Source organism: Kitasatospora sp. NPDC038210 (assembly GCF_055600605.1).
In genome coordinates this window covers 159,582-181,538 of sequence record NZ_JBVJYK010000001.1, presented here as the reverse complement: position 1 = coordinate 181,538, position 21,957 = coordinate 159,582, and the positions used below count along the sequence as shown (strand labels likewise).

At 73.6% G+C, this 21,957-nt stretch carries 23 protein-coding genes; 12 read left to right on the top strand and 11 right to left on the bottom strand.

Translation table 11 applies throughout. The features are described from left to right. Positions 1–154 precede the first annotated feature (154 nt). The 4 genes from ACZ7KX_RS00800 to ACZ7KX_RS00785 all read right to left on the bottom strand — a co-directional run bounded on the left by ACZ7KX_RS00800 (position 155) and on the right by ACZ7KX_RS00785 (position 3,880). A complete protein-coding gene (locus ACZ7KX_RS00800) occupies positions 155–1,027 on the bottom strand; it encodes a sulfurtransferase (RefSeq protein ID WP_470324581.1) in 873 nt (290 codons plus the stop codon). A 247-nt stretch (positions 1,028–1,274) separates the two neighbouring features. Further along, positions 1,275–2,357 carry a methyltransferase domain-containing protein gene (locus ACZ7KX_RS00795; RefSeq protein ID WP_470324580.1) on the bottom strand — a complete coding sequence of 361 codons (1,083 nt, stop codon included), beginning with the start codon at positions 2,355–2,357 and terminating at the stop codon, positions 1,275–1,277. Positions 2,358–2,515: 158 nt separating this feature from the next. Further along, entirely contained in the window at positions 2,516–2,842 is a 327-nt protein-coding gene (locus ACZ7KX_RS00790) for a hypothetical protein (RefSeq protein WP_470324579.1), read from the bottom strand. Positions 2,843–2,995: 153 nt separating this feature from the next. Further along, positions 2,996–3,880 (bottom strand): polysaccharide deacetylase family protein, encoded by an 885-nt coding sequence (locus tag ACZ7KX_RS00785; protein ID WP_470324578.1) that lies wholly within the window; start codon positions 3,878–3,880, stop codon positions 2,996–2,998. Positions 3,881–4,099: 219 nt separating this feature from the next. Here ACZ7KX_RS00785 and ACZ7KX_RS00780 point away from each other — a divergent pair, with 219 nt between their 5' ends. Beyond that, positions 4,100–4,957 (top strand): SAM-dependent methyltransferase, encoded by an 858-nt coding sequence (locus ACZ7KX_RS00780; protein WP_470324577.1) that lies wholly within the window; start codon positions 4,100–4,102, stop codon positions 4,955–4,957. A gap of 93 nt (positions 4,958–5,050) precedes the next feature. On the opposite strand, the gene ACZ7KX_RS00775 is transcribed toward ACZ7KX_RS00780, so the two are convergent. Next, on the bottom strand, positions 5,051–5,920 hold the full coding sequence (locus ACZ7KX_RS00775; RefSeq protein ID WP_470324576.1) for an Fpg/Nei family DNA glycosylase: 870 nt from the start codon (positions 5,918–5,920) through the stop codon (positions 5,051–5,053). A gap of 153 nt (positions 5,921–6,073) precedes the next feature. On the opposite strand from ACZ7KX_RS00775, the gene ACZ7KX_RS00770 reads away from it, so the two are divergent. The 5 genes from ACZ7KX_RS00770 to ACZ7KX_RS00750 all read left to right on the top strand — a co-directional run bounded on the left by ACZ7KX_RS00770 (position 6,074) and on the right by ACZ7KX_RS00750 (position 9,563). After that, the gene (locus ACZ7KX_RS00770) at positions 6,074–6,535 is read left to right on the top strand and encodes an SRPBCC family protein (protein WP_470324575.1); all 462 of its coding nucleotides are present in this window, start codon (positions 6,074–6,076) and stop codon (positions 6,533–6,535) included. Positions 6,536–6,633: 98 nt separating this feature from the next. Next, positions 6,634–7,296, top strand: coding sequence for a hypothetical protein (locus ACZ7KX_RS00765; RefSeq protein WP_470324574.1), 663 nt, complete (start codon positions 6,634–6,636; stop codon positions 7,294–7,296). Positions 7,297–7,460: 164 nt separating this feature from the next. Next, on the top strand, positions 7,461–8,255 hold the full coding sequence (locus ACZ7KX_RS00760; protein ID WP_470324573.1) for a DsbA family protein: 795 nt from the start codon (positions 7,461–7,463) through the stop codon (positions 8,253–8,255). Then, positions 8,252–8,887 (top strand): vitamin K epoxide reductase family protein, encoded by a 636-nt coding sequence (locus ACZ7KX_RS00755; RefSeq protein ID WP_470324572.1) that lies wholly within the window; start codon positions 8,252–8,254, stop codon positions 8,885–8,887. The genes ACZ7KX_RS00760 and ACZ7KX_RS00755 overlap by 4 nt, the downstream gene beginning before the upstream one ends. Positions 8,888–8,975: 88 nt before the next feature. Then, positions 8,976–9,563: a dihydrofolate reductase family protein gene (locus ACZ7KX_RS00750; protein ID WP_470324571.1), complete on the top strand. Its 588-nt coding sequence runs from the start codon at positions 8,976–8,978 to the stop codon at positions 9,561–9,563. A 61-nt stretch (positions 9,564–9,624) separates the two neighbouring features. Here ACZ7KX_RS00750 and ACZ7KX_RS00745 read toward each other — a convergent pair whose 3' ends face one another. The 3 genes from ACZ7KX_RS00745 to ACZ7KX_RS00735 form a co-directional block, all read right to left on the bottom strand. Beyond that, entirely contained in the window at positions 9,625–10,623 is a 999-nt protein-coding gene (locus ACZ7KX_RS00745; protein ID WP_470324570.1) for an adenosine deaminase, read from the bottom strand. A 69-nt stretch (positions 10,624–10,692) separates the two neighbouring features. Beyond that, positions 10,693–11,982, bottom strand: coding sequence for an MFS transporter (locus ACZ7KX_RS00740; protein ID WP_470324569.1), 1,290 nt, complete (start codon positions 11,980–11,982; stop codon positions 10,693–10,695). Then, positions 11,979–12,572 (bottom strand): ArsR/SmtB family transcription factor, encoded by a 594-nt coding sequence (locus tag ACZ7KX_RS00735; RefSeq protein WP_470324568.1) that lies wholly within the window; start codon positions 12,570–12,572, stop codon positions 11,979–11,981. Before ACZ7KX_RS00735 ends, ACZ7KX_RS00740 begins: the two co-directional genes overlap by 4 nt. Before the next feature lie 162 nt (positions 12,573–12,734). Here ACZ7KX_RS00735 and ACZ7KX_RS00730 point away from each other — a divergent pair, with 162 nt between their 5' ends. Both ACZ7KX_RS00730 and ACZ7KX_RS00725 read left to right on the top strand, forming a co-directional pair. Further along, the gene (locus ACZ7KX_RS00730) at positions 12,735–13,016 is read left to right on the top strand and encodes a DUF6158 family protein (RefSeq protein WP_350526760.1); all 282 of its coding nucleotides are present in this window, start codon (positions 12,735–12,737) and stop codon (positions 13,014–13,016) included. Between the two features lie 121 nt (positions 13,017–13,137). Further along, the gene (locus tag ACZ7KX_RS00725) at positions 13,138–14,526 is read left to right on the top strand and encodes an NADP-dependent succinic semialdehyde dehydrogenase (RefSeq protein ID WP_470324567.1); all 1,389 of its coding nucleotides are present in this window, start codon (positions 13,138–13,140) and stop codon (positions 14,524–14,526) included. A gap of 27 nt (positions 14,527–14,553) precedes the next feature. Here ACZ7KX_RS00725 and ACZ7KX_RS00720 read toward each other — a convergent pair whose 3' ends face one another. Then, positions 14,554–14,835, bottom strand: a complete 282-nt coding sequence (locus ACZ7KX_RS00720) for a hypothetical protein (protein ID WP_470324566.1) — start codon at positions 14,833–14,835, stop codon at positions 14,554–14,556. Positions 14,836–14,882: 47 nt separating this feature from the next. Further along, a complete protein-coding gene (ku, locus tag ACZ7KX_RS00715; protein ID WP_470324565.1) occupies positions 14,883–15,923 on the bottom strand; it encodes a non-homologous end joining protein Ku in 1,041 nt (346 codons plus the stop codon). Positions 15,924–16,071: 148 nt separating this feature from the next. On the opposite strand from ku, the gene ACZ7KX_RS00710 reads away from it, so the two are divergent. The 3 genes from ACZ7KX_RS00710 to ACZ7KX_RS00700 all read left to right on the top strand — a co-directional run bounded on the left by ACZ7KX_RS00710 (position 16,072) and on the right by ACZ7KX_RS00700 (position 19,469). After that, entirely contained in the window at positions 16,072–16,350 is a 279-nt protein-coding gene (locus ACZ7KX_RS00710) for a hypothetical protein (protein WP_470324564.1), read from the top strand. A gap of 232 nt (positions 16,351–16,582) precedes the next feature. Next, entirely contained in the window at positions 16,583–18,019 is a 1,437-nt protein-coding gene (locus ACZ7KX_RS00705; protein ID WP_470324563.1) for an amino acid permease, read from the top strand. Between the two features lie 223 nt (positions 18,020–18,242). Further along, positions 18,243–19,469 (top strand): helix-turn-helix domain-containing protein, encoded by a 1,227-nt coding sequence (locus tag ACZ7KX_RS00700; protein ID WP_470324562.1) that lies wholly within the window; start codon positions 18,243–18,245, stop codon positions 19,467–19,469. A gap of 195 nt (positions 19,470–19,664) precedes the next feature. Here the strand turns inward: ACZ7KX_RS00700 and ACZ7KX_RS00695 are convergent, their stop codons facing one another. Further along, the gene (locus ACZ7KX_RS00695) at positions 19,665–20,453 is read right to left on the bottom strand and encodes a S1 family peptidase (protein ID WP_470324561.1); all 789 of its coding nucleotides are present in this window, start codon (positions 20,451–20,453) and stop codon (positions 19,665–19,667) included. Positions 20,454–20,636: 183 nt separating this feature from the next. Between ACZ7KX_RS00695 and ACZ7KX_RS00690 the strand changes: the two genes are divergently transcribed. After that, the gene (locus ACZ7KX_RS00690; protein ID WP_470324560.1) at positions 20,637–21,497 is read left to right on the top strand and encodes an EI24 domain-containing protein; all 861 of its coding nucleotides are present in this window, start codon (positions 20,637–20,639) and stop codon (positions 21,495–21,497) included. The last annotated feature ends 460 nt before the right edge of the window (positions 21,498–21,957 follow it).

Here is a 21,957-nt window from a genome sequence, read left to right as displayed (position 1 = left end):
GTGAGATGTTCATGAAAAGAAACGCGCCGAAATGACACCGTCGCAGCAATGCCGCGACGCCGTCACCTCACCCCACCGGCACCCTCACCCCCGCCGGTACCCCCCACCCGCACCGGCCCCCGCCCCGCCCGCCCCGCTGGCCGTCACCCGCCGCTCAGGCCCCGAGCGTCACCGGCGCCCGCACCAGCGAGCCGTACTCCGTCCAGGAGCCGTCGTAGTTCTTCACGTGCGGGTACCCGAGCAGCTCGGTGAGCGCGAACCAGGTGTGCGCGGACCGCTCCCCGATCCGGCAGTACGCGATCACCTCGCGCTCCGTCTCCACGCCCTTGCCCGCGTACAGCGCGCGCAGCTCCTCCGCCGACCGGAACGAGCCGTCGTCGTTGGCCGCCTGCGACCAGGGGATGTTGATCGCGCCCGGGATGTGCCCCGGCACCTGCGCCTGCTCCTGCGGCAGGTGCGGCGGCGCGATCAGCTCGCCGCGGAACTCGGCCGGCGAGCGGACGTCCACCAGGACGGCGTCCGCCCCGGGCTTGGCGAACACCTCGGCCTTGGCCAGCACCTCGTCCCGCAGCGCCCGCAGCTCCGGCCGCTCGGGCCCGGTCAGCCGGTAGCCGGTGTGCTGGTAGTCCATCACCTCGCGGGTCAGCTCGCGGCCCTCCAGCTCCCACTTCTTGCGCCCGCCGTCCAGCAGCCGCACCGGCCCGAAGCCGCGCAGCCGCAGCAGCCAGTAGGCGTACGCGGCGAACCAGTTGTTGTTGCCGCCGTACAGCACCACGGTGGTGTCGTCCTCGACCCCGGCGGCCCGCAGCAGGTGCTGGACGCCGTCGCGGTCGGCGTAGTCGCGGCCGACCTTGCTGTGCAGGTCGGTGGTCCAGTTCCAGCAGACCGCGCCGGGGATGTGGTCCCGGTCGTACGCGGTGGTGTCCTCGTCCACCTCGACGACCCGGATCGTCCCGTCGTCCAGGTGGTGGGCCAGCCACTCGGTGTGGACCAGTGCCTCGGGGTGTGCGTAACCGTTGCCGGTCATCCCGGGCCCTCCTTGCCTGCCGTGGGCGTGCCGCGTCGCCGTGAACGCGCGCTCCGCCGCGCGCGTCGGGCACCGGCGACCGGACCGGACAGTTCGAACGTACGCCGACCGCCCGGCCCCGGCCACCCCTGCCGGCCGCCGCCCCGGCCGGGCCTCTCCCGAGAGGCGAAGGCCCGACCCCTGCACGCCCGCACCCCCGCACGCCCACACCCCCGCACCCCGGCACCGGGGACCCGCACCCCGCCGCTCAGCCCTTCGCCGCGCCGTCCGGCCGGGCCACGTAGTACAGGTTCAGGATGTCCCCCTCGACCCGTTCCACCTCGACCGACCCGAAGCCGGCCTCGGCCAGCATCCGCCGGGCGGTCTGCTCGCCCCACACCGTCCCGAGCCCCTCCCCGCCCTCGCCGAGCGAGACCGTCATGCAGTAGAAGGTCGAGAACGTGTAGAGCGCGGGGGCCAGCGGGTGCTCGACGTTCTCCTCCAGCCTGCTACTGGCGGCGACATCGCCCATCAGGAAGACCCCGTCGGGCCGCAGCGCACCGGCGATGGCGGCGAGCGTGCGGGTCGGCCGGGCGAGGTCGTGGATCACGTCGAACGCCGTGACAAGGTCGTACGATCCGCCGATCGCGGCCGAGTCCGCCATCTCGAACCGGGCGTTGTCCAGCCCGAGTTCGGCCGCCGAGGCGCGGGCGGCGGCGATGCCGTTCTCGGCGATGTCGATCCCGGTCACCCGGCTGGCCGGAAAGGCCTTCGCCAGCACCGTGACGGCGCGTCCTTCCCCGGTGCCGACGTCCAGCACGTCGATCCCGGCCCGCAGCCGCTCGGCCAGTCCGGGCACCAGCGGCACGATCGCGTCCACCAGCGCCAGGTCGTACACCCGGGCGCTCTCCTCGGCCTGGAGCTGCTGGAAGCGCGGGTAGGCCGAGTACGGCATCCCGCCGCCGCTGCGGAAGTGGCCGAGCAGCTCCTGCTCGACCTCGCCCATCATCGCCAGGAACGGCATCATGGCCGCCAGGTTGTCCGGCCCGGCCGCCCGGGTCAGCGAGGCCGCGTGCTCGGGCGGCAGCGCGTAGGTGCGCGGCTCCGGGTCGTACTCGACGAAGCCGGCGACGACCATGCCGCCCAGCCATTCGCGGACGTAGCGCTCGTTCATCCCGGCCGCCCGCGCGACCTCCTCGCTGGTGGACGGGGCGAGGCCCGCCATCACGTCGAAGAGCCCGGTCTGGTGTCCGAGGCTGGTCATCAGCCCCAGACAGGCGTCGTTCAGGACGTCCACCACGCGCCCGGCGAAGGCCTCCTGCTTCTCCGCGTCCAGTTCCCGTACGGACATCGTTCCTCCTCCGTCGGCGGGACCAGCGAAACCCTCCCGTCCTCACGCTACGCCGGCGCCGCGACCGCCCCAACAGAAGGGCGGCCCCGACGACCGGTCACAACCGGTCATCAGGGCCGCCCCGCAGGTCGTCCGCGTCGTCGGCCTCGGGACCGGCCTCAGGAGAAGACGACCGAGCGCAGCTTCAGCCGGTCCCCGAGCCGCTTGCCGGGGTTCATCACGTAGAAGGTGTCACCGCCGCAGTCGAAGTCGAGGAACACCGTCGCCGTCGAAGTGGTGAGGTTGTCCGGCGCGAAGGCCGGGTCGGCTTCGGTGGCGCCGAACAGGTTGATGCACTCGCCGCTCTGCGGGTCGGCGAGCCCGGCCGGGACCCCGGGGCCGACCTTGTAGAGGAAGTCGCCGACGGCGGCGTTGGCCGAGGTGGGGACGGCGCAGACGAGGGCGACGGCGCTGGCGACGGCGAGAACGGTGTTGCGGAGACGCATGGGTGAGGGCCTTTCAGGTGGTACACGGCGGTACCCGGTTAATTGGTGCGAGATCACCCTAGAGGCCCAAAATCCGCAGAAACGGTTCTTCCAATCCACCCATTCGAGTGGTTTAGAGGGAATAGCCGCTACCCGCTGCCCATGGGAGTGTCCTCAGTTCGGCGGAGCCGTGAAGAAGTACCCCGAGTCCACGAGCACCGGCAGGTACGCCTTCAGCGCCGCCAACGTCTGCGAGCGGTCGCCGCCGCCGTCGTGGTTGAGCACGATCGACCCCGGCCGGACGTCCTTGAGGACGGTGTCGATGATCGCCGAGGTGCCCGGGCGGGACCAGTCCCGCGGATCCACCGACCAGGCCATGTTCCGCATCCCGAGGTCTGCGGCCACCTTGAGCGACTCCGTGGACCAGTCCCCGCCCGGCGCCCGGAACCAGGTGGGCTGCCGGCCGGTGGCCGTGTGCAGCAGGTCGGAGGTGCGCACCAGCTCGTCCCGCACCTTGGAGGCGGACAGGCTCCGCAGGTCCGGGTGGGTCCAGGTGTGGTTGGCGATGTGGTGGCCGTGGTCGGAGATCTCCCGCACCAGCGCCGGGTGCTCGGTCGCGTTCTCACCGATCAGGAAGAAGGTCGCCCGGATCCCGTACTGCTGGAGCAGCGCCAGCACGGTGGGCGTGTGCCGGGGATCCGGCCCGTCGTCGATGGTGAGCGCCACCACCTTCCGCGCCGCGTCCAGCTCGTACACCGGCTTGGTCTCGGCCTCGGTGAGCGCCTTGCGCACCGGCACCACGCCCGGCGCGGCGGCGACCGAGGGGGAGGCGGAGGCCGCGGCCGAGGGCGCCGCCGGGGCCGAGGCGGCCGCGGCAGCGCCGGGCGCCCCGGCGGACCCGGCCGGCATCACCGGCAGGGCGGTCTCGTCCACCCCCGCCTCGGCCGCGACCTCCTCGCTGCTCCAGGGGGCCCGGCAGCCGGCGGCCGTCCCCAGCAGGGACATCCCGGCCGCGACCAGCAGCAATCTTCGCGAAGTAATCTGACGATCTGACAGCATTCTGAATGCATCCCCCGGGTGGCGCCGTCGCTCCCCGGAGGCAACTCCTACGGACCCGATCACCACTCGCACGGCCCAACGGCGACCGGGCGCGCCCCGCCCCGTCCCCGATCCCCCGGGCTCCCCCGCCGGTCTTCCCGGCCGGGCGCCCGGCCTCCCGGCCGGACCGCTACGCTGGGCCTTCTCCACTGTGATGATCTGCCATCAGAGGACGTGGCCATGACGACAAGTCAGGACTTCCCCCAGCAGGGTCCGCAGGACGACGCCGCCGAGCCGAGCCAGTGGGAACGTTTCGGCGTCGACACCACCACTCCGCACTCGGCCCGCGTTTACGACTACTGGCTGGGCGGCAAGACCAACTTCCCGCCGGACCGCGCCATGGGGCAGGCCATCGAGGAGGCCGTGCCGAGCGTCAAGGAGATGGCCAAGGCCAACCGGGCCTTCCAGGGCCGGGCCGTCCGCCACCTGGCGCAGGAACACGGCATCCGCCAGTTCCTCGACCTCGGCACCGGCATCCCCACCTCGCCCAACACCCACGAGATCGCCGAGTCCGTCAGCCCCGGCACCCGGGTGGTCTACGTCGACAACGACCCGATCGTGCTCGCCCACGCCCGCGCCCTGATGGTCTCCAGCCCGGCCAGCCGCACCACCTACATCCACGCCGACCTGCGCAAGCCCGAGGAGCTGTTCGCCGACGCGGCGCTCACCTCCACCCTGGACCTCGACAAGCCGGTCGGCCTGCTGATGATCGCCGTACTGATGCTGATCGCCGACGAGGACGACCCGTGGGGCCGGGTCGCCGCCCTGCGCGACGCCCTGCCCGTCGGCAGCTGCCTCGCCCTCACCACCCCCACCCAGGACTTCGACCCGGAGGCCGTCGGCAAGGTCGCCGAGGCCGCCCGGGCCGGCGGGATGACCCTGGTGCCGCGCACCTACGACGACGTGGTCCGCTTCTTCGACGGCTGGGAGCTGGTGGAGCCGGGCGTCGCCCCGGTCCTGGGCTGGCGACCCGACGGCGAGCCGCCGGCCGACCCGAAGGCCGCGTACTACTGGGGCGGAGTCGCCATCAAGCGCTGAACCGGCGGCGGGCGGGACGGCCCCGTGCCGTCCCGCCCGGCCGTCCGGCCCACCCCGATCGGCCCACCCCGTGCCGTCCCGCCCCGGCCGGGCTCACTTGAGCAGCCGCGACATCCGCCGGTCCGCCAGCGGCTTGCCCCCGGTCTGGCAGGTCGGGCAGTACTGCAGCGAGGAGTCCGCGAAGGACACCTCACGCACGGTGTCCCCGCAGACCGGGCAGGGCAGGCCGGTCCGGCCGTGCACCCGCAGACCCAGCTTCTTCTCCGCCTTCAGCTCCCCCGCCGCCAGCCCGTGCGAGCGCTCCACCGCCTCGCGCAGCGTGCCGCCGAGCGCCTCGTACAGCCGTGCCGTCTCCTCCTCGTCCAGGCCGGACGCCAGTTTGTACGGCGACATCCGCGCCGCGTGCAGCACCTCGTCCGAGTAGGCGTTGCCCACCCCCGCCAGCACGGTCTGGTCCCGCAGCACGCCCTTGATCCGGCGCCGGTCGGCCCGCAGCAGTGCGGCGAAGGCGTCCAGGGTGAAGTCCGGATCCAACGGGTCCGGACCGAGCCTGGCCACGCCCGGCACCTCGGCCGGGTCCTTCACCACGTAGACCGCGAGGCCCTTCTTCGTGCCGGCCTCGGTGAGGTCGAAGCCGTCCCCGGCCTCGCCCTCCAGGCGCAGCCGTAGCGCCAACGGGTTCTTCGGGCTCGGCCGCGGCGGCTCGGCGGGCAGGCTGTCCTTCCAGCGCAGCCAGCCGGCCCGGGCCAGGTGGACCACCAGGTGCAGCCCGCCGGCCTCGACGTCCAGGAACTTGCCGTGCCGGGACACCGGGCCGACCGTCCGCCCCTCCAACGCCGTCACCGGCGGGTCGTACGTCTTCAGCGCGCTGATCGCCACCGGCTGCACCCGGGCGATCACCCGCCCGGTCAGCCGCTCGGACAGGAAGGCGGTCAGCGCCTCGACCTCGGGCAGCTCCGGCATGCGCCCAGTCTCCCGCACCCCACCGCCCGCCGCGCGCCCGGACCGCCGGTCCGCACCCGCCCCTCCGCCGCCGACCTCCCGCCCCTTTCCCCCACCCATTGCCCGCCCCCACCCCGAAGCGCAGGCTGGAACGGAGGGAGGTGCCCCGCCACCATGAGCACCCTTGAGGAACAGATCGACATCGCCGCCCCCGTGCTCGCCGCCTGGGAGCAGCTGCACCGGGTGCACGAGTACCCGCGGTTCGTCGACGGCGTCCGCAGCGCCCATCCGCACGGACGCAACCTCGCCCACCTCGGGGTGGAGGTCGGCGGGGCCGAGCACTCGGTCGACACCGAGATCACCGACCGCGGCCGGGGCCGGGTGATGGCCTGGCGGACGCTGGAGCCGGTCCGGCTCCGCGGCGCGTTCGCCCTGCTGCCGCTCGACGCCCGGCACACCCGGGTCCAGATCCGGGTGGAGTACGACCCGGAGGCGGTGCACCGGGCGTTCGGCGGACCGCGCGGCTTCGCCCAGGCCGGGGCGATCGAGCGGACGGTCCGCGAGGACCTGCAGCACTTCCGGGAGCTGGTCGAGGACCGGATGAGCGCCGTCGATGACCCTCCGCAGGAGTCATAAGAAGCACATAAGCCCAGCTCAGCAAGGGTGGTGAGGCTCTTCACAGGAGCCGGCCGACCCGGCCGTTCCGCTGTCGACCTGTGGCAGACTCGGGTCCCATGGACATCGGCCCGGTCACCAGGACGCTCCGCGCGGCGGTCTTCGCCGCGCTGGTCGTGCTGCTCGCCGGGCTCGGCCAGGTGCTCGTCACCGGCCGCGCGCTGCCGGTCGGCCCCTTGCTCCTCGCCTCGGTCGCCGTCTTCGCGGTGGCCCTCGCCCTGGCCGGCCGCGAGCGCGGCTACCCGGCGGTGGCCGCGGTGTTCCTGCCGCTGCAGCTGGGCGCCGGCGCACTGTTCGACGTCGCCCAGACCACCTGTCCCTCCCTGCCGCCCGGCTCCGGGCGGCACGGCCTGCAGCCGCTGCTGTGCGGCGGCGGTTCGCTGGGGGGCTTCCTGCTCGGCCACGGCGTCTCCCAGCAGACCGGGGTGCTCCTGCTCCTGCTGCTGCACACGGTGATCGCGCTGGCCGGCGCCTACTGGCTGCGCCGCGCGGACGCCGCGCTGGCGGGCCTCGCCCGGACGGTCCGGATGCTGGGCGAGTTCCTGCACCGGCACCTGCCGGCCGCCGCCCGCTGGCTGCTGCTGCTCTCCGCGCCCGTTCCGGCCCGTCCGGTGGCGCGGGTGCCGTTCCCCCCGGCCAGCCGCACGCTGGTCCCCGCCGAGGACGTCGTCGTCCGTCCGGCCGTCCGGCGCGGTCCGCCGGTGTTCGCCCTGGCCGTCTGAGCCCGTTCGCCCGACCCGGGCCTCCCGCCCGCTGCGGGCCCTTCGCCCGCCCGAGCCCCCGCTCGACCGGCGCGCCCCCCGCTCACCCGGCCGTCTCTCCCCGCGCAGGCCGCGACCGGCCGCGCCCGCACCTCCGCACGCCCGAGAGCACAGGACGACACCCCATGAGCAACAGCCGCAAGACCGACGAGAAGACCTCCGCCACCGAGCGCATGCGCACCGCCCGTGCCCAGGCCGAGCGCTCCGACCGCGTCCGCCGCCGGGTGGTGGTCGGCGCCGCCTCCGCCGCCGTGCTCGCCCTCGCGGCGGGCGTGGCCTTCGCCGTCGGCGGCTCCTCCGGCTCGGGTTCGAACGCCGCCGCCAACGGGCCGCTGGTCGTCCCGGCCAACACGACCGGCGACGGCGGCACGGTGATCACCTACGGCAAGGCCGACGCCCCGCACACCCTGGAGATCTACGAGGACTTCCGCTGCCCGTACTGCGAGCAGCTGGAGACCACCGCCGGCAAGACCATCCAGCAGCTCGCCGACGACGGCACGTACAAGGTCGAGTACCACCTGGCGACGTTCCTGGACAACAACCTCGGCGGCAAGGGCTCGCGCACCGCGCTGGCCGCCGCCGGGGCCGCGCTGAACGAGGGCGTGGACAAGTTCAAGCAGTTCCACGACGTGCTGTACGCCAACCAGCCGGACGAGCGCAGCGACGCCTTCGGCGACGTCAACCACCTGCTGGACCTGGCCGGCCAGGTGCCCGGTCTGAAGACCGACGCCTTCGTGAAGGCCGTCCAGGACGGCACCTACGCTCCGTGGGCGGGGAAGGTCAACGAAGAGTTCAACAAGAGCGACGTCACCGGCACCCCGACCGTCAAGCTGGACGGCCGGAAGCTGGACGTCCTCACCAACGGCAAGGCCGTCTCCCCCGAGCAGTTCACCGCGATGGTCAAGCAGGTGACCGGGTGACCGCCCCCGCCACCACGGCCGCCGCTCCCGCCGCCCGGACGACGTACGGCGCCGGCCGCCCGTTCGCCTGGCTGCTGCTGATCGGCGGCGCGGTCGGCCTGTTCGCCTCCGCGGTCCTCACCCTGGACAAGATCCGGCTGCTGAAGGACCCGTCGTACGTCCCCAACTGCAACATCAATCCGATCATCAGCTGCGGCTCGATCATGCGCAGCGAGCAGGCCGAGGCCTTCGGCTTCCCCAACTCGCTGATCGGGCTGGTGGCCTTCGGGGTCGTGGTCGCGGTCGGCGCCGGGCTGCTCGCGGGGGCGACGTACCGGCGCTGGTTCTGGCTCGGCCTGCAGGCCGGGACGGTCTTCGGGATCGGCTTCGTGACCTGGCTGATGTACCAGGCGCTCTACCGGATCGGCGCGCTCTGCCCGTACTGCATGGTGGTGTGGGCCGCGGTGATCCCGCTGTTCTGGTACACCACGCTGCACAACCTGCGCTCGGGCGTGATCCCGGTCGGCCCGCGTCTGCGGGTGGTCGTCCGCGAGGCGGCCCGCTACCACTGGGCCGTCCCGGCGCTCTGGTACGCGGTGATCGCGCTGCTGGTCCTCAACCGGTTCTGGTACTACTGGAGCACCCTGATCTGATCCCCGCTCCCGTCCGCCGTCCTCCCGTTCCCGCCCGCGGCGGGACGGGCGGGGCGGGCGGCGGGCCACTCCTCCCCGTGGGGGCGCCATGCGACGCAGGATCGTCCTCTTCGTCTCGGTCTCGGTCGACGGCTACTTCGAGGGCCCGGACCACGACCTCGACTGGCACTTCGTGGACGACGAGGTGCACACCCACTTCAACCGCGAACTCGCCCGGATGGGTGCTTTCCTGTCCGGCCGGGTGACGCACGAGCTGATGGCCTCGTACTGGCCGACCGCCGACCAGGACCCGGCCGCCGACGGGCCGATGGTCGAGTTCGCGGGCATCTGGCGCGCGATGCCGAAGGTCGTCTTCTCCCGCACCCTCGACCACGCCGACTGGAACACCACGATCGTCCGCGAGGTGACCCCCGAGTCGATCGCCGCCCTCACCGCCGGCCCGGGCGGCGACCTCTGCCTCAGCGGCGCCAACCTGGCCGAGTCCTTCCTGGCCCAGGACCTGATCGACGAGTTCCGCCTCTACGTCCACCCCGTCGTCCTGGGCCGCGGCACCCTGTTCTTCCGCCCGACCGACCACCCCACCCCGCTCGCCCTGAAGGACACCCACCGCTTCACCAACGGCGTCACCCTGCTGCACTACGCCCGGGAGCGCGGCGCTACGCCGGCAGCCCCGTGAGCTCGGTGAACGCCGCGCCCGGGCCGGCCCGTCCGGGTGGGTGCTTCGGCCGATCCGGCTGTCAGCCCTCCGTCGGGCCGAACGTGAAGTCCTCGACCTCCGCGAGGAGTTCGGCGCGCCGCCGGTCGTCGAGGAAGGAGGCGTGGAAGGAGTTGGCGGCCAGGTGGCGCAGGGTCTCCTGGTCCAGGCCGAGGGCCTCGCGGACGGCGCGGAAGTTGTCCTCGACGTAGCCGCCGAAGTACGCCGGGTCGTCGGAGTTGACGGTGACCAGCAGGCCGGCATCCAGCATCTCGCGCAGCGGGTGGTCGGCGAGCGTGTCGATGCAGCGCAGGCGGACGTTGGAGAGCGGGCAGAGGGTCAGCGGGATCTGCTCGCGGACCAGGCGGGCGACCAGTTCGCCGTCCTCCAGGCAGCGCAGCCCGTGGTCGATCCGCTCGACGCCGAGGACGTCCAGGGCCTCGGTGATGTACGAGGCCGGGCCCTCCTCGCCCGCGTGGGCGACGCGCCGCAGTCCGGCCTCGGCGGCCCGGCGGTACACCTCGCGGAACTTCGCCGGCGGGTTGCCGACCTCGGCCGAGTCCAGGCCGATGCCCGCGATCCGGTCGAAGTACGGGCGGGCGGCCTCGAAGGTGTCCAGCGCGGAGTCGGCGGACTCGTCCCGCAGGAAGCACATGATCAGCTGGGTGCTGATCCCGTACCGCTCCTCGCTGCGCGACAGCGCCAGGGCCAGACCGTCCACCACCACGCCGAGCGGCACCCCGCGCGCGGTGTGCGCCTGCGGGTCGAAGAAGATCTCCGCGTGCCGGACGCCCTGCTCGGCGGCCCGTGCCAGGTAGGCGTCGGCCAGGTCGGCGAAGTCGTCCTCGGTGCGCAGCACGGCCATCAGCGCGTAGTACAGGTCCAGGAAGGACTGCAGGTCGCTGAAGGAGTACGCGGTGCGCAGCTCCTCGGTGTCGGCGTACGGCAGGTCGACGCCGTTGCGGGCGGCGAGCTCGAAGGCGAGCTCTGGCTCCAGAGTGCCTTCGATGTGCAGGTGGAGTTCGGCCTTGGGAAGGGGCATCAGCGATCTGTCCGAGCAGTAGCGGGGAACCCGAAGGTACGGCAAGGATTCATCCTACGATCTTGGGGATCAGCGCACCGGTTCTGCCGCTCCGCCGGGCAAGTCCCGGACGGTGCGCAGCGGCGACAGCAGCGGCAGCACCGCGCACAGCGCCAGCAGGCCGGTCATCACCCACATGGTGGCCCGCAGCCCGATCTCCGCACCCAGTGCGCCTCCGGCCAGGGCACCGAGCGGGATGGTCGCGTGGTTGGCGCACATCGAGGTGGCGGCCACCCGGCTGAGCAGCGCGGGCGGCAGGTAGGACTGCCGGAAGCTGTTGAGCACGACGTTGCAGAACACCACCCCGGTGACCACGACGAGCGCTCCCACCAGGTAGAGCACCATGCCGGGGCCGGGCCCGGCCAGGGCCATCAGCATGCCGAAGGGCGACAGCGCGAGCAGCACGATCCGCACCGCGCGGGCGGTGCCGAGGCGCCGGCACAGCGGCCGGGCGGCCAGCGCGCCGAACACTCCGCCGACCGCGCCGGCCGAGGCGAGCCCGCCGACCCAGCCCGGGGCGACCCCGGCCGCACGGATCAGGAACAGCGCGGTGATCGACTGGTAGCCGGTGAGCGCGAAGTTGGCGGCCGCGCCGTACAGCGTGAAGGAGCGCAGGTAGGGGTCGCGCAGCAGGAAGGCGAGGCCCTCCCGGGCCTGCTGCAGCAGCCCGTCCGGTCCGGGTTCGGTGGCGACCGGGCGGGGCTCGGTCCGGATCCGCAGCAGGGTCACGGTCGCGACCAGGAAGCTGACGGCGTCGGCGAGCAGCCCGGTCGTCGCACCGAGCACCTGGACGGTCAGGCCTGCCAGGCCGCGCCCGGCGACGGCGGCGGCCGAGGCGCTGCCCTGAAGCTTCGCGTTGCCCTCGATCAGGTGCTCGGGGGCCACCAGCTCGGGCAGGTACGCCTCGAAGGCCGCCTCGAAGAACACCGAGGAGACCCCGGTGAGCAGGGCGACCACCAGCAGCTGCGCCAGGGTGAGCACCCCGAAACAGCCGGCCACCGGAACGCTCGCGAACAGCGCGGCGGAGCCCAGGTTGCAGGCGATCATCACGGCCCGACGGGGCAGCCGGCCGACCCAGACCCCGGCCGGCAGGCCGAGCACCAGCCAGGGCAGCCAGACGGCGGCGGTCAGCACGCCCGCCGCGAGCGGCCCGGCGTCCAGCACCAGCACCGCGACCAGCGGCAGCGCGACGGAGGTGATGTTGCTGCCCAGCCGGCTGACGGTCTCGCCCGCCCAGAGCAGCCGGAAGTCGCGCTGGGCGAACAGCCCCCAGCGGGACCGGACTTCGGCGGGCTCCGGCGGGGCGGCGACCGCGCTCACGGCTTGGCCGGGACGCTGTGGGCGAACGCGAGCACGGTCTGCCGCTCGCGGCCGTCCTCGGGCACCGGGCGGTCCGCCCACTTCTGGATCACCGCGTGCAGGTCCGCCGCGAGGTCCCGGGCCTCTTCCGGGGTGAGCCGCAGCCAGCTCTGGGTGGCCACCGAGCAGCCGTCGCGCCATTCGGCCGGGTAGCCGCCGCGCCGCGCCGACCATTCGCGGACCAGCTCGACCTGGCGTTCCAGGAGGATCGAGCCGGCCGCGTCGGCGACCGCCTCGGTGACCGGGTCCCCGTCGAAGTCGGCCCTGGTCCAGCTGAGTTCACGGTCGACGAGCCGCCACCAGCGCTCGCGCCGGTCCCGGGCGAGCTCGGACGCCTCCTCGATCAGCCCGCTCTCGGCGAGCACCTTGAGGTGGTGGCTGACGTTGCCGACCGCCTGCTCGGTGCGCCCGGCCAGTTTCCCGACCGTGGCCGGGCCGTCCACCTTGAGCAGGTCGAGCAGGCGGCGGCGCAGCGGGTGGGTGAGGGCGGCGAGCACCCGGGAGTCGGAGATCGCCCGGGCGCCGCGTGGTTCGTCCGTGGTGTCGGTCATGCCGGGAGGATATCCACAAGACCTCTTGTACGACATCCATTTTACAATTTCCCTTGTTGGACCGGCCGGCCCGGGCCCGGACGGCAAGCCGATCGAACGCGTGTACCGGCGGCGGCCACCGGGCACCCCGTAGGAGGGGACTTCCGCCGAGGAGGCACCGAGATGCGGCACGCCGACGCCACGCACATCCGGCCCGAGGGCATCTCCCCGCACGCTCTGGGCAACGACACGCTCCTGCACGAGCTGGAACAGCTGCACCGCACGCGCCACGAGACCTTCCTGTACGGCTCGGAGGAAGCGCTGAAGCGGCACACGCTGCGCACCGGCCAGCTGGAGGCCGAGTACCTGCACCGGTTCCCCGACCGGCAGGTGACCGCCGGGCGGACCAGGGCCGGCGCGCGGGCCCGGGAGGCCGCGGCCCGGGTGGAGTCGCTGCCGGAGTGACGGGGCCGGCCCGGACCGCCCGGCAGGACACGCCGGGCGTGCGGTGGCGTGCCCCGGGCCGGGCTGTCGGGGAGGGTGGGAGGGCAGACGCACCGGACCCTTGACCCCATGGGAGCCCCGCATGCCCATCGCCAGCGTCAACCCCGCGACCGGCGAGACCCTGGAGACCTTCGAACCGCTCGACGCGGCCGGCATCGAACGTCGGCTGGCCCTCGCCGAGGCCGCCTTCCACGCCTACCGCACCACCCCGTTCGCCGCCCGCGCCGAGCTGATGCACCGCGCCGCCGACCTGCTGGACCAGGACCAGGAGGCGGTCGCCCGCACCATGACCGAGGAGATGGGCAAGCCGCTCGCCGCCGCCCGGGCCGAGGCCGCCAAGTGCGCGAAGGCGATGCACTGGTACGCGGACAACGCCGAGGCACTGCTGGCCGACGAGCACCCGGCCCCGGCCGACGTCGCCGACGCCGGCGCCGCCCGCGCCTACGTCCGCTACCGCCCGATCGGCCCGGTGCTGGCCGTGATGCCGTGGAACTTCCCGTTCTGGCAGGTCATCCGGTTCGCCGCGCCGGCCCTGATGGCGGGCAACGTGGGCCTGCTCAAGCACGCGTCCAACGTGCCGCGCACGGCGGTGGCGATCGAGGAGCTGTTCCGGCGCGCCGGTTTCCCCGAGGGCTGCTTCCAGACGCTGCTGATCGGCTCGGGCGCGGTCGAGGGCGTGGTCCGGGACCGGAGGGTCGCCGCGGTCACCCTCACCGGCAGCGAGCCGGCCGGGCGCGCCGTCGCGTCCGCCGCGGCGGACGAGGTCAAGAAGGCCGTGCTGGAGCTGGGCGGCAGCGACCCGTACGTCGTCCTGCCGAGCGCCGACGTGGACGCCGCGGTGCGGACCGCCGTCCGCGCCCGGGTGCAGAACAACGGCCAGTCCTGCATCGCCGCCAAGCGCTTCATCGTGCACACCGAGGTGTACGACCGCTTCACCGCCGGCTTCAGCGCGGCGATGCGCGCGCTGAAGGTCGGCGACCCGATGGACGAGGCCACCGACGTCGGCCCGCTGGCCAGCCGCCAGGGCCGGGACGACCTGGAGGAACTGGTCGAGGACGCCCGGACCCACGGCGCCCGGGTGGAGTGCGGCGGCGGGCGCCCGGAGGGCTGGGACACCGGCTGGTTCTACGAGCCGACGGTGCTGACCGGCATCACCCCGGCGATGCGGATCCACCAGGAGGAGACCTTCGGCCCGGTCGCCACCGTCTACCGGGTGGCCGACCTGGACGAGGCGGTCGCCGTCGCCAACGACACCCCGTTCGGCCTCAGCGCCAACGTCTGGACCACGGACGGGGCCGAACAGGAGCGCTTCGTCCGCGACATCCAGGCCGGCGGGGTGTTCTTCAACGGGATGACGGCCTCCCACCCGGCCCTGCCGTTCGGCGGCGTCAAGCGCTCGGGCTTCGGACGGGAGCTGTCCGGGCACGGGATCCGGGAGTTCTGCAACGTCACCACGGTCTGGATCGGCTGAGCCCTCCCGGATCCCCGCCCGTCCGGGTCAGGTCGCCGCGCGGTGCCGGCCCGGGCCGGGCGTCATCCAGCGGGCGAGCACGCCGACCAGGGCGATGACCGTCAGGCCCCAGGGGATGCACATCACGATCAGCACCCACAGCTGGCTCACCTGGGCGGCGACCAGGCCGAGGCCGACCGACAGCGCGATCATGATCGTCACGGCGGTGGGGGTGAGGGTGAGCAGCCAGACCCAGGCCCGGTGCCCCAAGCCGGGGTCCTTCGGGGCCTCGGGGCCGGTTTCGACTGCCTCGTAGGTCAGCAGGTCCATCGGGATCGCCTCCGATGCTGGACGGGGGGAATGCCTGGCCCGGCGGGTCAGGAGGCCTTGCGCGGAGCGGCGGACTTCCGGCCGGCGGTCTTCCCGGCCGCCGGGCCCTTCCCCGCCGTGGTGGTCTTCGCCGTGCTGCTCTTCGCGGTGGTTGTCCTCGCCGTGGCGGTCTTCGCCGCGGCCTTCCCGGCGGTCCCGTCGGCGGCCTTCCCCGCGGCGGGGGCGCTCCGCTTCGCGGCGGCGCGCTTGCGCGGGGCGGGCTTGCGCCCCGCCTCCTCCGCTTCCGCCTCCGGTTCCCCGGCCGGGCCGCGCCCGCCCTTGGCCTGCTTGAGGCTGCTGCGCAGCGCCTCCATCAGGTCGATCACGTTGTCCGGCGCCTCGCCGGGCTCCTCCTCGTGCGGGACCTCGACGCCCTCCAGCCGCGCGGTGATCACCTGCTGGAGCGCCTGCTGGTAGTCGTCGTGCAGCTGGGAGAGGTCGAAGTCCTCGGAGAGGGTGTCCATCAGCGACCGCGCCATCTTGAGCTCCTGCGGCCGGACGGTCACGTCGTCCTCGGGCGCGATGCCCGCCGCCGGGCGGACCTCGTCGGGCCAGATGCAGGTCTGCAGCACCAGCGTGTTGTCGTGCACCCGCAGCACCGCGGGCGACTCCCGGGTGCGCAGCGCGATCTTGGTGACGGCGATCTGCCCGGACTCGGTGAGCGCGTCGCGCAGCAGCGCGTACGGCTTGGCGGCGGCCTTGTCGGCGACGCCGACGTAGTAGGCCTTGGAGAACATCAGCGGGTCGATCTCGCGCTCGTCGACGAAGGCCAGCACGTCGATGATCTTCTTGCTGGGCAGCGGCAGGTCGGCGAGGTCGTCGTCGCTGAGCGTGACGGTGCGCCCGTCGGGGGACTCGTAACCCTTGGCGATCTCCGCGTACGGGACCTCCTTCTCCTCCCGCTCGCAGTAGCGCTTCATCCGCACCCGGCCGCCGTCCTTGGCGTGCACCTGGTGCAGCGGGACGTCGTGCTCCTGCGTCGCGGAGTAGAGGTGGACGGGGATGCTGACCAGCCCGAAGCTGATCGTCCCCTTCCAGGTGGTCTGCATGGGGTCGCTCCTGTCCGGCGCCGGGTGACCGACGGGCGCCGAGCGCGCTCGGGACGTGCTCCGACGAATGCCCCGAGAGTCCCACTCTGCCCGGGTTTGCCCAGTTCGGCCACACCGCGCCGACAATGGGCCGAGGAGGACGATGCGGATGACCGCCACGCACGGGCCCGACCGGGCCCCGCCGCCGGACCGGACGACGTACCGGGTGACCTACCGCGCGCTCGGCGAGGTGCGCGAGGACGAGGTCACCGTGGTGCCCGGGTACTCGCAGGAGAGCGACATCCCGCGCATCCTCGCGGCCCGGCTCGGCGCGCTCCCTGCAGCACCGCCCACGGCACCGCCCGTGATCGGGCCGGCCCAGCACCCGCCGGGGTGGCGACCCGGGCGGCAGCCGGAGGTCGTCGTGCTCGACTTGAGGGAGATCTGATCTCCTCCGGCCCCGGCGGCCCTGACCATGCGTCAGATCTGAGCTTTTCCGACCCCCGCCACACCCACTCTGACCTGGCCTTTTGCGTCCGGTAAGCGAACAGTTATCAAAGGATTGTTCCGATACTCGTGCGTAGAAGTTAGGTTGCACCGCAATGCGCGGGTCTGTCCCCCCACCCTGTGGCGCGACGAGCCGAGGGTCGCCGCGCTGGAAAGGCACAGGGCACCCCTAGATGAGTGCGAACACCACCAAGCCGGCGGCAGCCGAGGTCCCGCAGCAGGCGGGGCCGCACGGTCACGGCGGCGACGGCCACCTGAAGGCCGGGCTCAAGAACCGCCACCTGTCGATGATCGCCATCGGCGGCGTGATCGGCGCCGGCCTGTTCGTCGGCTCGGGCGCGGGCATCGCGTCCACCGGCCCCGGCATCCTGCTCTCCTACGCACTGGCCGGCGCGCTGGTCGTGCTGGTGATGCGGATGCTCGGCGAGATGGCCGCGGCCGACCCGCAGAGCGGGTCCTTCTCGGCGTACGCGGACCGCGCGCTGGGCCGCTGGGCCGGGTTCACGATCGGCTGGCTGTACTGGTTCTTCTGGGTCGTCGTGCTGGCGGTCGAGGCGACGGCCGGCGCGAAGATCCTCAACCAGTGGGTGCCCGGCGTGCCGCAGTGGGGGTGGGCGCTGATCGTGATGGCGGTGCTGACCTCCACCAACCTCTTCTCGGTGGCCTCCTACGGCGAGTTCGAGTTCTGGTTCGCCGGGATCAAGGTGGTCGCGATCGCCGCGTTCCTGGTGATCGGCACCCTCGCCGCCTTCGGCCTGCTGCCCGGCACCCACGCGGTGGGCGCCAGCAACCTCACGGGCCACGGCGGCTTCCTGCCGCACGGGGTGGGCGCGGTCTTCACCGGCATGCTGACCGTGGTCTTCGCCTTCATGGGCAGCGAGATCGTCACCCTGGCCGCCGGCGAGTCGGAGGACCCGCAGAAGGCGGTCACCAAGGCCACCAACAGCGTGATCTGGCGCATCGGGATCTTCTACCTGGGCTCGATCCTGCTCGTGGTCACCCTGCTGCCGTGGGACTCGGCCGAGGTCAAGGCCAGCCCGTACGTCGCCGTCCTGGACCACATCGGCATCCCCGGCGCCGGCCAGGTGATGGACGTGATCGTGCTGACCGCGGTGCTCTCCTGCCTGAACTCCGGGATGTACACCGCCTCCCGGATGGCCTTCTCGCTCGGCCAGCGCGGCGACGCCCCCAAGGCCTTCGCCAAGGTGACCGAGCGCGGCGTGCCGCGGGTGGCCATCCTCTCCTCGGTGGTCTTCGGCTTCATCGCGGTCTTCTTCAACTACACCTCGCCGGACACGGTGTTCGCCTTCCTCCTGAACTCCTCGGGTGCGATCGCGCTGTTCGTCTGGCTGGTGATCTGCGCCACCCAGCTGCGGATGCGCAAGATCATCGAGCGGGAGATGCCCGAGCGGCACACCGTCCGGATGTGGCTGTACCCGTACCTGACCTGGACCGCGATGGGCATGATCGGGTTCGTCATGGTGTACATGTTCACCGACGCCGACGGGCGCAAGCAGATGTACCTGTCGCTGGTCGCCGCGGCGATCGTGCTCGCGGCCTCGGCCGTGGTGGGCCGCCGGCGGCGGGCTGCGGTGGCGGCGGGATCCTGACCCGTCCGCACCGCGCAGGAACGCCGGGTCCGGGAGCCGTTGCGGAGGCTCCCGGGCCCGGTGACGTTTTTCCGGCACCTTCCGGCTTTCCATCGCCTCCGGCGCCTTCCGGGGCTTCCGGCGCTTGCGCCGCTTCCGGCCTTCCGGCGCTTCCGGCCCGGCGGCCGACCGGGGCCGGAGGCAGCGCCAGTTTGACCATGGCACGTCAAGGGGATTCCTGGGCATGGCGCTCCCCCACGAGCGCTCCCCCACCCTCCCGGGAGACCCCGTGCCGTCCCTGCCCACCCCCACGTCACCCTCGCCCCCACCGCCCCGCGCGGAATCCGAGTCCGCACGGCTGCGCTTCGGCCGCCGCCTGCGCCACTGGCGCGAGGCCCGCGGCCTCAGCCAGGCCGAGCTCGGCCGGCTGCTCGGGTACCACAACTCACTGATCAGCCGGGTGGAGAACGCCCTCCGCTGGCCGCCCCCGGGAATGCCCGCCCGGGCCGACGAACTCCTCCTCGCCTGCGGGGAGTTGGCGGACCTGTGGCAGACCGTCCGGCAGGAGCGCGAACGCCTCGGCGAACTCGCCGCCGCCACCCGGCCACCGGCCGCCGCCGACACCGCCCCGCCGGACGCCGCCGCCGTCGAGATGCTCGCCCACCTGCTCGCCGTCTACCGCGCCGCCGCCGACCGGATCGGCGGCGAGGAGCTGGCCGCCGTCCTGGAGCACCACGCCCGCACCCTGGCCCGCCGGCAGCACACCGCCCCGTACGAGAGCCACGCCGCCGTCAGCTCGCTCGCCGCCCAGTACGCCGAACTCGCCGGCTGGGCCCACTTCGAGGGCGACCGCCGCGCCCGCGCGCTCAGCTGGTACGCCACCGGGCTGGAATGGGCGCGGGCAACCGGGGACCAGGCCACCACGACCGCCCTGCTCGTCCGGCAGAGCACCCTGCACTGGTGGCGCGGCGACCCGGCCGCCGCGCTCGCCCTCGCCGAGGCCGCACGGACCGCTGCGCCGGCCCGCCCCGGACTGCAGGCCTGGGCCGCCGTCGCCCGGGCTCACGCCCACGCGCTGGCCGGCGAGGCGCCGCTGGTACGCCGGACGCTGACGGACGCCCGGCGGCTGACCGCGGCCGCGCGGCGCTCCGACGATCCGACGCCGTGGGCGGCCGGCGCCGAGCTGGTCCTGGCCGTCGCGCACGGCACCTGCCAGCGGGACCTCGCCGTCCGCACCGGCCGCACCGTCCACGCCCGCAGCGCGGTGGCCCGGCTGGAGGCCGCCCTGCGGACCCTGGATCCGGCCGCCCGACCGCGCGACCACGCCCTGGTCACCGCCCGCCTGGCAGGCGCCCTCGCGCTGGCCGGTCGGCCCGGTGCCGCCGCCGCCCTGCTCGCCCGGCTGCCCCCGAGGACGGCCGGCCGCATCGCCCGCGAGCAACGGCGGGCCGAGGAGTGGCTGCGCACGTGAGCTGCGCACGCGAAGGGCCGGGCAGGGCCGCCCCTGCCCGGTTCGACGGCACCCAACCGGCCGGACGCGCCGGGCGCCACACGCCACCCGCCGCGCCGACCGGGTGCGCACGGCACGCCGAGGCGGGGCCGGCCACCACCTGCGGGAGTGGTGGCCGGCCCCGCCCGACCGGTTCGAGCGGCCCTACCGGCCGGCTCAGAGACCGGCAGCCGCGGCGGCGATGTCCGCCGCGTAGGTGCTCACCTGGGTGTAGACGCCCGGGTAGCCCGCGCGGGCACAGCCGTTGCCCCAGCTGACGATGCCGACCTGGACCCAGCGGCCCGCCGCGTCCTTGCGGACCATCGGGCCACCGGAGTCACCCTGGCAGGTGTCGACGCCGCCCTGGGCGACGTACCCGGCGCAGAGCGAGCCGGCGGTGTTCAGGCCCGGGTAGGCGTCGGCGCAGGCGGCGTCGTCGACGAACGGCACGGTGGCCTTGAGCAGGTAGCGCTGCTGGGCGCCGCCCTCGCGCGCGGCGCCCCAGCCCATGATGGTGAAGGTGCCGCTGTCGTACGCGGCGGAGGTGGCGATCGGCAGGGTGGTGACCTGACCGCTGCTCACCGGCGAGGCCAGCTTGATCAGCGCCCAGTCGTTGCCGTTCTCCGCGCCCGTGAAGGCCGGCGCCTGGTAGACGTACGAGGAGCGGACCTTGACCGCGCTTCCGCTGCGCAGGTCGACCGCGCCGACGGTGGCGGTGATGCTGCTGTCGGCGCCGGTGCCGTCGACGCAGTGGGCGGCGGTGAGCACGATCTGCGAGGTGTAGAGCGCGCCGCCGCAGCCCATCGAGAGCCGCACCATGAACGGGAACTCGCCCTGCGCCGCACGCGTGCCGCCGACCACGGTCGGCGACGGCGCGGGCGAGGCGGCGGCCGGCAGCACGAGCGCGCCCGCGCCGAGCACCAGACCGGCCAGCAGGCTGAAGAATCTGCCGAGTTGACGCTTCATCGGGTTCCTCCTTGCAGGTGGGGGAACACCGAGCGTGGCCCGGCCGGAGGCGCGGCAGGAGGGGGCCGACCTTGCCGGTCGAATCTGGCAGGAACACGGCAACCCGAGATTCCGGGTGCGGAGGCCGGGGCTTCCGGGCGCGGCGGCCGCGGGGCCCGACGCGGGCCGATAGGGTGATCGCCCATGCGTGATCTTGTGGCGGGGACGAAGTACCTGATCGAGGGCCAGAAGTGGGTCGCCCGGCGCGGCCGGTGGTGGGGTTTCGGCATGCTGCCGGCCCTGCTCGCCCTGATCGGCTACGTCGTCGCACTCGCCTTCCTCGCCGCCCGGTCCGTGGACCTCGCGGACTGGGCCACCCCGTTCGCCGACCACTGGTCCTCGCCCTGGCGGGGCCTGCTGCGCGACGCGCTCGCCGCGATCGTCTTCGGCGGCGGCCTGCTGCTCTCCCTGCTCACCTTCACCGCCGTCACCCTGCTGGTCGGACAGCCCTTCTACGAGGCGCTCTGCGCCAAGGTCGACGAGACCGAGGGCGGGGCGCCCACACCGCCGGACACCCCGCTCTGGCGCGAGCTGCTGATCGCGGTGCGCGACAGCGTGTACGTCCTCGTCCGGGTGGCCGCGTTCGGCGTGGTGCTGTTCGCCTGCGGGTTCATCCCGGTGCTCGGCCAGACGGTGGTCCCGGCGCTCGGTTTCCTGGTGTCCGGCTTCTTCCTGACCGTCGAGCTGACGGCCGTCGCCCTGCAGCGGCGCCGGGTGCCGCAGCCCGAGCGGATCCGGCTGCTGCGTGCCCGGCTCGGGCTCGCGCTGGGCTTCGGCACGCCCCTGGTGCTCGCCTTCCTGGTGCCGCTGGTGACGGTGCTCGCCATGCCGGGGGCGGTCGCCGGCGCCACCCTGCTGGCCCGCGACCTCGTCCCGCCCGCGGACGAGGAGGCCGGCGCGGAGGAGGAGGCCACCGCGGAGGGGCCGGAGCCGGGCGCTCGCCCCGCCGCCCCTGCCGTTCCCGCAGCGCAGCCCGTCCCCGGGAACCCGTACGCGACCCCCTGAGCCGTGACCGTCCGGTCACCCTGCGCCGACCTCGCGCGGGCAAACGTGTGAGGCCGCCCACAGGGGGACCGGCGCCTACTACTCCGGGTAGTGGACGGGCGCCCGGCGGGCTCCGGCCGGGCCCCGGCGCCCCGCACCTCCCGAGCCGGACCCGGCGGTGCCCGGCCTGAAGAACGCAGGCCACCGCGCGTGTCGCCCCTGCGTTCCTCCGATGTCACCCGTGCGCAAGCCTCGGAAGTGCAATTCGGACAAATACCATCAAATCCACCACTCGACCCTGCTGCGCCCTCTTCGTGGCCACTACGGTGCGTAGTAGCAAGTGCCTTTGCCGCCCGTCGCGAGCCCTGCCAAGAATGGCCTGTCGCCAGGCAGCCCGGCCGGTCCGCACCGGATCCGCCGCGCAGCCCGCCCGCCCCGCCGCTTCCGCCGGGGCGCCACGGCCGTCCCGGACGGCCGCGCG

Bases quoted from the DNA above. Each gene is read 5' to 3' on its own strand.
- ACZ7KX_RS00800 (WP_470324581.1), bottom strand. From the start codon at position 1,027: ATGACCGGCAACGGTTACGCACACCCCGAGGCACTGGTCCACACCGAG.
- ACZ7KX_RS00795 (WP_470324580.1), bottom strand. From the start codon at position 2,357: ATGTCCGTACGGGAACTGGACGCGGAGAAGCAGGAGGCCTTCGCCGGG.
- ACZ7KX_RS00790 (WP_470324579.1), bottom strand. From the start codon at position 2,842: ATGCGTCTCCGCAACACCGTTCTCGCCGTCGCCAGCGCCGTCGCCCTC.
- ACZ7KX_RS00785 (WP_470324578.1), bottom strand. From the start codon at position 3,880: ATGCTGTCAGATCGTCAGATTACTTCGCGAAGATTGCTGCTGGTCGCG.
- ACZ7KX_RS00780 (WP_470324577.1), top strand. From the start codon at position 4,100: ATGACGACAAGTCAGGACTTCCCCCAGCAGGGTCCGCAGGACGACGCC.
- ACZ7KX_RS00775 (WP_470324576.1), bottom strand. From the start codon at position 5,920: ATGCCGGAGCTGCCCGAGGTCGAGGCGCTGACCGCCTTCCTGTCCGAG.
- ACZ7KX_RS00770 (WP_470324575.1), top strand. From the start codon at position 6,074: ATGAGCACCCTTGAGGAACAGATCGACATCGCCGCCCCCGTGCTCGCC.
- ACZ7KX_RS00765 (WP_470324574.1), top strand. From the start codon at position 6,634: ATGGACATCGGCCCGGTCACCAGGACGCTCCGCGCGGCGGTCTTCGCC.
- ACZ7KX_RS00760 (WP_470324573.1), top strand. From the start codon at position 7,461: ATGAGCAACAGCCGCAAGACCGACGAGAAGACCTCCGCCACCGAGCGC.
- ACZ7KX_RS00750 (WP_470324571.1), top strand. From the start codon at position 8,976: ATGCGACGCAGGATCGTCCTCTTCGTCTCGGTCTCGGTCGACGGCTAC.
- ACZ7KX_RS00745 (WP_470324570.1), bottom strand. From the start codon at position 10,623: ATGCCCCTTCCCAAGGCCGAACTCCACCTGCACATCGAAGGCACTCTG.
- ACZ7KX_RS00735 (WP_470324568.1), bottom strand. From the start codon at position 12,572: ATGACCGACACCACGGACGAACCACGCGGCGCCCGGGCGATCTCCGAC.
- ACZ7KX_RS00730 (WP_350526760.1), top strand. From the start codon at position 12,735: ATGCGGCACGCCGACGCCACGCACATCCGGCCCGAGGGCATCTCCCCG.
- ACZ7KX_RS00725 (WP_470324567.1), top strand. From the start codon at position 13,138: ATGCCCATCGCCAGCGTCAACCCCGCGACCGGCGAGACCCTGGAGACC.
- ACZ7KX_RS00720 (WP_470324566.1), bottom strand. From the start codon at position 14,835: ATGGACCTGCTGACCTACGAGGCAGTCGAAACCGGCCCCGAGGCCCCG.
- ku (WP_470324565.1), bottom strand. From the start codon at position 15,923: ATGCAGACCACCTGGAAGGGGACGATCAGCTTCGGGCTGGTCAGCATC.
- ACZ7KX_RS00710 (WP_470324564.1), top strand. From the start codon at position 16,072: ATGACCGCCACGCACGGGCCCGACCGGGCCCCGCCGCCGGACCGGACG.
- ACZ7KX_RS00705 (WP_470324563.1), top strand. From the start codon at position 16,583: ATGAGTGCGAACACCACCAAGCCGGCGGCAGCCGAGGTCCCGCAGCAG.
- ACZ7KX_RS00700 (WP_470324562.1), top strand. From the start codon at position 18,243: ATGGCGCTCCCCCACGAGCGCTCCCCCACCCTCCCGGGAGACCCCGTG.
- ACZ7KX_RS00695 (WP_470324561.1), bottom strand. From the start codon at position 20,453: ATGAAGCGTCAACTCGGCAGATTCTTCAGCCTGCTGGCCGGTCTGGTG.
- ACZ7KX_RS00690 (WP_470324560.1), top strand. From the start codon at position 20,637: ATGCGTGATCTTGTGGCGGGGACGAAGTACCTGATCGAGGGCCAGAAG.